This is a genomic window from Candidatus Sordicultor fermentans, assembly GCF_012728195.1.
GTDB classification, from domain to species: domain Bacteria; phylum Atribacterota; class Atribacteria; order Atribacterales; family Caldatribacteriaceae; genus Sordicultor; species Sordicultor fermentans.
Genome location: NZ_JAAYFP010000176.1, coordinates 1 through 8210 on the forward strand (window position 1 = coordinate 1; position 8210 = coordinate 8210).

At 44.6% G+C, this 8210-nt stretch carries 7 protein-coding genes; all 7 read right to left on the bottom strand.

Features of this window, described 5'->3' with window-relative positions; all coding sequences use genetic code 11:
• The coding region (locus GXZ17_RS08985; protein WP_409376950.1) for a sugar phosphate isomerase/epimerase family protein at positions 1 to 882 on the bottom strand (882 nt) is incomplete at its 3' end.
• Between the two features lie 4 nt (positions 883 to 886).
• Positions 887 to 2890: a pyruvate dehydrogenase (acetyl-transferring) E1 component subunit alpha gene (gene pdhA, locus GXZ17_RS08990; RefSeq protein ID WP_409376951.1), complete on the bottom strand. Its 2004-nt coding sequence runs from the start codon at positions 2888 to 2890 to the stop codon at positions 887 to 889.
• Between the two features lie 2 nt (positions 2891 to 2892).
• Positions 2893 to 3942: a zinc-dependent dehydrogenase gene (locus GXZ17_RS08995; protein WP_409376952.1), complete on the bottom strand. Its 1050-nt coding sequence runs from the start codon at positions 3940 to 3942 to the stop codon at positions 2893 to 2895.
• A 20-nt stretch (positions 3943 to 3962) separates the two neighbouring features.
• On the bottom strand, positions 3963 to 5129 hold the full coding sequence (locus GXZ17_RS09000; protein ID WP_409376953.1) for a mannitol-1-phosphate 5-dehydrogenase: 1167 nt from the start codon (positions 5127 to 5129) through the stop codon (positions 3963 to 3965).
• Positions 5126 to 6076 (bottom strand): carbohydrate kinase family protein, encoded by a 951-nt coding sequence (locus GXZ17_RS09005; protein WP_409376954.1) that lies wholly within the window; start codon positions 6074 to 6076, stop codon positions 5126 to 5128. The genes GXZ17_RS09000 and GXZ17_RS09005 overlap by 4 nt, the downstream gene beginning before the upstream one ends.
• Positions 6069 to 7022: a sugar-binding transcriptional regulator gene (locus tag GXZ17_RS09010; RefSeq protein ID WP_409376955.1), complete on the bottom strand. Its 954-nt coding sequence runs from the start codon at positions 7020 to 7022 to the stop codon at positions 6069 to 6071. Before GXZ17_RS09010 ends, GXZ17_RS09005 begins: the two co-directional genes overlap by 8 nt.
• Positions 7023 to 7455: 433 nt before the next feature.
• On the bottom strand, positions 7456 to 8210 hold a 755-nt coding region (locus tag GXZ17_RS09015; protein ID WP_409376956.1), incomplete at its 5' end, for a ComF family protein.

The following is an 8210-nucleotide window of genomic DNA, read 5'->3' on the forward strand; positions in this document are numbered from 1 at the left end:
CTTTTTCATATCATCTAAAGCGCTTTCATCGCTTAAGGCGTGGGCAGAGAAGAAAAATTCAAACACCAAAACTACTTCTTCAGCACCTGAAGCTTCAATGGCCTCCAGAACTCGCTCGGGAACGATTACTCCTTGAGCATTATTTTCTTCGGTAAAAGTCCAGTGCCGGCTCCCCTTTCGGTCGGTCTGCTGCATGTGAATAGAAGGAGAAAGATGGGCCAGCTCTTGCAGCCAGGAATAATAATCCAGATCTCGAGGGTCTGAGGAGCGATAATAACCATGCCCTACATCGAGGCATAAAAGCACCGGAATGTGGGATTTTTCATTCACTCGCTCCCACAATTCTTTAGTCTCATCAATGGTAGAAGGCATCTCCCGGGGAAGAGACATAGGTTCCCACAAAAGATAACTTTGTCCCGCTTCTCGAGCAACAAAGGTCAAATAAGCAATTTCTTCTATAAGCACCTCAGTTAGATATGCTTTCCTCTCGGGATCATTTACGTCTTTGTTGCTCAAACTCCCCATATAAATACCTGAACCCTCGGCTCCTAAAAGAGAAGCCGCCCGCACCATTTTTTCATACCACCGCAGATACGAGCGACGCATACCCGGGTCAGGATCTAAAAGTAAATTGAACTTGTGAGCCACTTCCCCGGTAACCGCCGTATCTATTTTCACTTCCCCCTCATCAGCTAATCGGCGAATAAAAGCGCACTTTTCTTTTACTATCTCTTCATCAATTATTACCGGGTCTAAAAGGTCAAAAGAAAACTGTACATGTTGTAAACCCAGCTCTTCTTTAACTATCCGGAGCCACTCCTCGGGCTCCGGATAACGGCCTATGGCAAAACAATTATTAATGCCCAGTTCTACTTTAGCCATACCCCTATCTCCTCAACAAATTTCTCACTGCCTCAGCTATAGTCTCTGGTCGAGGAATAGAGTTATCCTCTAAATATCTACTGCAAGGGACCGGAGCGTCAGCCGCCCCTAAGCGAACTATAGGGGCATCTAAGTAGTCGAAAACTTCTTCCTGAATTTTCATTCCTATTTCTGCCCCTGCTCCTCCGGTTTTACATCCCTCATGAACGATAACTACCCGATTGGTTTTCCGAACTGATTCAGTGATAGTGTCTATATCAAGAGGCAAAAGGGTACGAGGGTCTATCACTTCTGCTTCAATCCCTTCCTGAGAGAGCATTTCTGCTGCCTGAAGGGCAAAAAGGAGCATTCGAGAATAGGCAATGATAGTTACATCCTTTCCTTCTCTTTTCACATCTGCTACCCCTAAAGGAATTATATACTCCTCAGGAGGAACAGGACCTTGACTGTTATAAATCATCTTGTGCTCAATGAAAAGTACCGGATTATCTTCCCGAATGGCAGCTTTAAGCAACCCTTTGGCGTCAAAAGGAGTGGCAGGCATCACCACTTTGAGCCCCGGAGTATGTAAAAACCAGGATTCCAGGCTTTGGGCATGATGAGCGCCTGAAGAGCGACCACACCCGCCTTCAGTGCGGATAACCATAGGAACCCGAGCCTTCCCTCCAAACATATACCGGATTTTGGCTCCTTGATTCACCAATTGGTCCATACATAAACCAACAAAATCGATATACATGATTTCTCCTACCGGTCGCAATCCAGTGATGGAAGACCCCACACAGCAACCCACAATGGCTGCTTCTGATATAGGAGTATTACGGACTCTTTCTCCTCCAAATTCTTGCCATAGCCCTCGAGTTACCCCGTAAGCTCCCCCATAAAGAGCAATGTCTTCTCCCATCAATACCACGTTTTCATCTCGCTTTAACTCTTCTCGCAACGCTTCGTTGAGCGCTTCTCGATAGGTTATGGTTCTCATTTCTCCGTCCCACTCATCTATCCCGTTAACTACTTTAGTTCCTTTCTTTCTCTCTAATTCGGCAAAATCTTCTTCTACGTATACGTCTTTAGTGATTTCCTCCAGTGGTGGATAGGGACTTTTTTCGGCAAAGTCCACCGCCTCTTCTATCTCTTTTTCCACCTCTTCATCAATCTTTTTTATCTCCTCTTCCGTTACCCCATTTCCCAGGAGCCACTGTTTATATCGTTTAATAGGGTCTCTCTCTTTCCATTGACTTTCTTCTTCTTTAGTTCGGTAAGCCCGGGGGTCACTTTTGGAGTGCCCTAAATAACGATAGGTTTTGCATTCAATTAAAGTAGGACCATCCCCTCGCCGGGCTCTTTTGGCTGCTTCTTCCACGGCCTCTTTTACCGCTAAAACATCCATGCCGTCTACTATTACTCCCGGCATTCCATAAGCCGGGGCTCTTTCCACAATATCCTGAATGGGAAAAGCCTCCTTAACCGGCACCGACATAGCATAAAGGTTATTTTCGCAGACAAAAATTACCGGCAGTTTCCATACTCCGGCCAAATTCAAGGCTTCGTGAAAAGCCCCGGTATTAGCTGCTCCATCACCAAAAAAGCACACTGTTACTTTTCCCGTATTTTTATATTTAGCAGTCAACCCCGAGCCCACAGCAATGGGAATCCCTCCACCCACAATACCATTAGCTCCTAAGTTTCCAGCGTTAAGGTCAGCAATATGCAATGACCCACCTTTGCCTTTACAATAGCCGGTAATTTTACCAAAGAGCTCAGCCATCATTTTATCTAAGGTGGCTCCTTTAGCAATACAGTGCCCGTGACCCCGGTGAGTAGAAGTGATGTAGTCATCGGGGTTAATAGCATTACAGGCTCCTACTGCCACTGCTTCTTCTCCAATATAAAGATGAGTGGTGCCCCGAATCCTGTCCTGACTGAAGAGATCACTCACTGTCTCTTCAAAGCGGCGAATTCGCACCATATCCCGATACATATTAAGAAACTTATCTTTGGATTCCATGTCTATCCTCCTATTCCAGGTTTTACCACTATTTTTAAATAATCTCCACTTTCTGCTTCCTCAAGAGCCTGAGGAAGTTCATCTAAACTTACCACTTTACTGATCAATTTTTTCCCTTCCACCCTACCTGCCGCCATCATCTCTAAAGCCCAGGCATTATGAAGGGGAGTAGAACCAGAAGTTCCATGAACAAAAAGTTCTTTATAATGAATGAGGTTACTATCTAATTGAGCTATCTTATTATCTCCGGGAAGACCTCCAAAAAAGTTAATTCGCCCCCGGGAAGCAGCCAGATCCAGAGCTTCCTCCTGAGCTTTCCGAGCTGGAGCAGCAACGATTACCACGGTAGGACCGATGCCTTCGGTAATTTGGAGAAGCTTTTCTTTTAGGTTTTCTTTCTCCGGATTAATATAATAGTCAGCGTCAAACTCCCGGGACAAATTTAATCTCTTTTCTTGAATTTCCGAAACTATTACTTTACTTGCCCCTAAAGCCCGAGATAGCGTTATATGCATGCAGCCTACAGGACCTGCCCCCACCACCAAAACATAGTCTCCCACTCCTACCTGAGAGAGTAGCTCCCCATTCAAAGCGCAAGCCAGAGGTTCAGCTAAACTGGCTTCCTCAAAAGACAAGTTATCGGGAATACGGTTGATGTTCCCTCCTCGCAGCGCTCGCTCCGGAATTATCATGTATTCAGCAAATGCCCCGGGATGATGATACCCCAGAGCTTCAAAGTTCAAACACAGATTAGGTAACCCTCTCCGACAGTAAAAACATTCTCCACAGTGTAATATAGGAGCTACAGCCACTCTTTCTCCCTCTTTATATCCCCGTACCCCTTTTCCTATATCGGCAATCACTCCGGCGATTTCATGCCCGGTAATCTGGGGAGGATGAACGTTATGGTGACCATGGCGGAAAATACGCACATCAGTTCCGCAAATAGCACAGGCTCCCACCCGGAGAAGAATCTCCCCTTCCCCGGGAGAAGGCATAGATCGTTCTTCTATCCTTATATCACCGGGCCCATAAAATACCGCTGCTTTCATTTTTTCCACTCCTTTCTTTTTCAAGAAAAATTTTCATAAGCAGAAAGAATGGCCTGACCTAACCTGCTCTCTGCTTTTATTCCACATATCTCCTCTATAGCCTTTTCTACCCCCTTCTCCTGAATCATTTTCTGCAACTTCACCGCTTCTTCATCCCGAGGGCAGTCGTAGGAAAGAGCTGCCCCGCAAACTATAGCTATATAGTGAGGGAAAATTCCTTGCGAAAGACACAGGTTCGCTCCCCCTATCAGGCGGTCTTCAGGTGCTAATTTCCGCAAAGGCTCTCTCCCTACTCGCTCTAACGTATCTAAAAGTAAGGGGTTGGCAAATCTCTCTTGCAAGTCCTCCACTAACTTCTCGTGCTCTTGAGAGTCTAAATCAGGGTGTTTCTGCAAAAGAGCCCGAGAAACTTCCTCCCAGGCCCCATCGAGAATTTTTCTTATCTTTTCATCTTTTATAGCTTCGTGAATATAGGTGTAACCTTCGCGATATCCTAAATAAGCTAAAGCAGCATGACCTAAATTGTGAATGAATAACTTTCTTTCCACTTCCGCTGGAAAATTGCTCACCGCTCTCAGCCCGGCTATTTTCGGCACTTCTCCTTTTACTGCCTGAGCATCAAAAGGCAAGTGATGGTAAGATTCCGCCACCACAAAAAGAGGGTCTTCTACCCCGTAGCGCTCTCCCATAACCGGCACCATTCGAGCCACTACTGTTCCCACTAACCCCACTTTTTCTTCTAAAAAATTTTTACCGGAAGGAGTGAGGTATTTTTCTATCTCCTCCTTCAATAGCTGAGGAGCATCTTTTAAGTTCTCACAGAGAAAAATGTTTAAAAAATCGGCACTCCCCCGCAAGCGAAGCTCCAACCCTTGAGCTAAAAGAGGAGCAATGGCAGGAAGATTCTTCACTCCTACAGCAGTAAATACCACATCTCCTTCTTCTATTTCTTTAACTACTTTGTCCTCTTCTTGAGTAGAAAGGGCTCTCAGGTTATCTATGATTAAATCTTCTTCTTTCCCCTCGCGGTGGAGAAGACGCAAGGGATAACATCCCCGCTCATTCAATAACCGGACCAGGTCTTCCCTGGCTTCCACAAAAATAATCTCCAATCCCGATTCCCAGAGCAAGTGACCAATGAATCCTCGTCCGATGTTACCCGCTCCAAATTGTATCCCTTTTTTCATCTACTGTTTCCTTTTCCTTCGGCCTCTTCAATAAAAGCCAGAGTTTCTTCCAAACTTCCCACTCCTTCGGTGGCTCCCATTTTTCTAACACACATAGCTCCACAAGCATTGGCAAAGCGCCCAGTTTCATAGAGATCCCAGCCTCGTAGATACCCCACCAAAAATCCGGCACAAAAAGCATCACCCGCCCCTGTTCCATCTACTGCTACTACCGAAAAAGGAGGAACTAAAACCTTTTCTTCTTCAGTCATGATAAAACTTCCCTCTTCCCCCATTTTGATGGCCACCACTTTTATCCCGTAATCCATAAAAAACCGAGCAATATCGGGAAGATTGGTTTTCCCGGATATATGGTGAGCCTCATCACGATTGGAGAGAAAAATATCGATATAAGAAAGAGCGGGTTCAATAGTGGAGAGCCACTTTCCTGTGTCATCCCAGGCAGTATCCAAAGAAGTAAGAGCTCCCAGATTTTTTGCTCTCTCGAGGACTCGGGCAGTTTCTTCTCCATCAAATCCGGGCATGAGAAAGCTTCCCGCTATGTGCACTATTTGTGAACCACTTAAAAAACTATCTTCTATATCTTTTTCTCTCAAGCCCCGATTGGCCCCTGGATAGTGAAGGAAAGTTCTCTCCCCCTGGCCATCCACTATTACCATGGTGGCTGAGGTATGATGCTCATCGTCTTCTGAGATTCCCCCGGCATCAATCCCATGCGCCCGCAGAGAATTTATCATAAATTCTCCCAGACCATCTCTTCCCACCTTTCCCACTACCTTAACCTCTTCTCCCAGCTTTTTTAAATCTACTCCGGTGTTGTGAGCACATCCCCCAGCATGGAGTTCCATCTCCGGAACCAGCATTAATTTTCCCTTTTCCGGGAAACGGTCAATTGGACGTCCTACTAAATCAGCTACTAATATTCCTATGCAGGTTATCTCACTCATTTTTTTCCCCTCTTTCTATTATTTTTAAAGCGGTTTCTTCATCGGTAATAAGAATATTTATAAAACCACCCCGCAAAGCCCCCAGGATGGCTTCCACCTTATTATCCCCTCCGGCAATACCGATTACACGGGGCATATGGCGAATATCTTCTAAGGGGATAGCCACAGTTCTTCGGTGCAGAGGAGTGTCAATAATTTCTCCCTCCCGGTTATAAAATTGACCCACCATATCTCCTACTGCTCCTTTTTGAAGCAAGAGCTCCCACTCATGATAGTCAATGAAGCCAGTTAGAGCATAAATAGAGTAGCGAGGGTCCACCGCCCCGATACCTAAAAGAGACCACTTAGCCTGGCGAGCCAAGTCGAGAGTCTTCTGGTTAATTCGCTCTCGCAGATAAAAATCACGAATTTCTTCTGATTCCACCACTGCTGGAGCGTAAAGATAGTAGCATTCTCCCTCAAAAATAGAAGCCAATCTCTCTCCGATGGTATAAGGATTGAGCGAAGCTGATGCTGTCAGCCCCCCTACTAAAGTAACAAACTTGAGGTTTTTAACGGGAGCTGATTTAATAGACAAAGCCACCTGTTTTAATGTCCTACCCCAGGCAATACCCACCAAATCTCCATCGCTTAGAACCCTCTCCAGATACCAAGCTCCCGCTCGCCCTAAAGTCTCTAACAAGTCTTGCCGGGGGGATGCAGGAACAACCAGACTATCTTCGAGAGAAGGAAAAAGCTCTTGCAGTTTTTTCTCTATCGTAAGGCAGTTAGCCAGAGGAGATTCAATAGAAATTTTTACTATCCCGCTTTTCTGTGCCCGGTCAAGGAGACGAGCTACTTTGGGTTGCGAAATGTTTAGATGGCGAGCGATTTCTCGCTGAGTCATTCCTTCCATAAAATGAAGCCAGGCAACGCGGGTTATCAGTTCTAAATCGGAGTTATTCATTTCTTTCCTTTTTTGAATTGATATTCAAAAATAGAATAATCTTTCAATAACATTGTATAACAAATTTAAATTTAATCAAGAATTTTATTAATATTTAAAATGAATTCCTCATTTCAAATTCATCAGGAAACATATTGTAACTAACCGTCAAGCGCAAACCTTCCGATGACAACCTAACGGTGCTCCTCATCTTGTCATCGGAAGAAGCGAACGGTCTACGACGTAAGATTAAAGCAGAAAAGATTAAAAAAATTGAGATAATTACGCTGGGAAAAGAATCCCAGTGACCTTGCAATCTCCAGAGGTTGACAAGTGGAGATGTTCCCCCTTCTATAGTCTTACAGCTTCTGCGGCATACTATAATTGATGTACTCTATAATTGAGATGAGATTCCCAAAAAACCAAAATATATTTGCTTTTGAAGAATAAAAATTCACTTTCCGGAAGCCAGAGCCAGAACTAAAACTTCTTTTGCCCCTCCTTTTTTTAAGGTTTGACTTAAACTATCCACCGTAGAGCGAGAAGTTAGGACATCATCCACTATGAGAACCCTTTTGTTCTGGAAAAGGTTATTTTCCTTTATCTCAAAAGCCCCTCGCATGTTCTTTCTTCTTTCCCTGAAGTGTAAGCCCACCTGGGGTAAAGTAGGTTTAACTCTTCGGACCTCTTTAGACACAAGAGGAAGGGAAAAGCATTTTTTAATTTCCTCCGCCAGAATAAGCGATTGATTAAACCCTCGCTCGATGAAGCGAGCAGGATGAAGAGGAACAGGTAAAAGAAAATCCACTTCTCTTAAAAAGGGATTTTTTTCCAGATATTCGCAAAGGAGCTCACCAAAAAGAGAGCGAAAAGAGGTAAAGCCTTGATATTTAAAAGCGTGAATGCATTCTCGAAAAGGAGAAGTGTAAAGCGCCACTGCCCGGGCACTATCAAAATGGAAAGAAAAAGCTCGACAGTGGTGACACAAAAGAGCAGAAGAGCCAGGTAGAGGTCTGCCACACTTCACACATAAAGGACTGCGAAGATACTCAATCCGGGAAAAACACGCAGAACACAGAGGAAAACCCCGGGAGCGAGAAAGGTATGAGCCACAAATCAGGCAATGTTGAGGAAGAAAAAAATTAAAGATACCTTCTAAAATTCTTCCACCTTCTTCATTTTTCATATATTTTCTTCCCGGAGAAAAAC

Bases quoted from the DNA above. Each gene is read 5' to 3' on its own strand.
- pdhA (WP_409376951.1), bottom strand. From the start codon at position 2,890: ATGGAATCCAAAGATAAGTTTCTTAATATGTATCGGGATATGGTGCGA.
- GXZ17_RS08995 (WP_409376952.1), bottom strand. From the start codon at position 3,942: ATGAAAGCAGCGGTATTTTATGGGCCCGGTGATATAAGGATAGAAGAA.
- GXZ17_RS09000 (WP_409376953.1), bottom strand. From the start codon at position 5,129: ATGAAAAAAGGGATACAATTTGGAGCGGGTAACATCGGACGAGGATTC.
- GXZ17_RS09005 (WP_409376954.1), bottom strand. From the start codon at position 6,076: ATGAGTGAGATAACCTGCATAGGAATATTAGTAGCTGATTTAGTAGGA.
- GXZ17_RS09010 (WP_409376955.1), bottom strand. From the start codon at position 7,022: ATGAATAACTCCGATTTAGAACTGATAACCCGCGTTGCCTGGCTTCAT.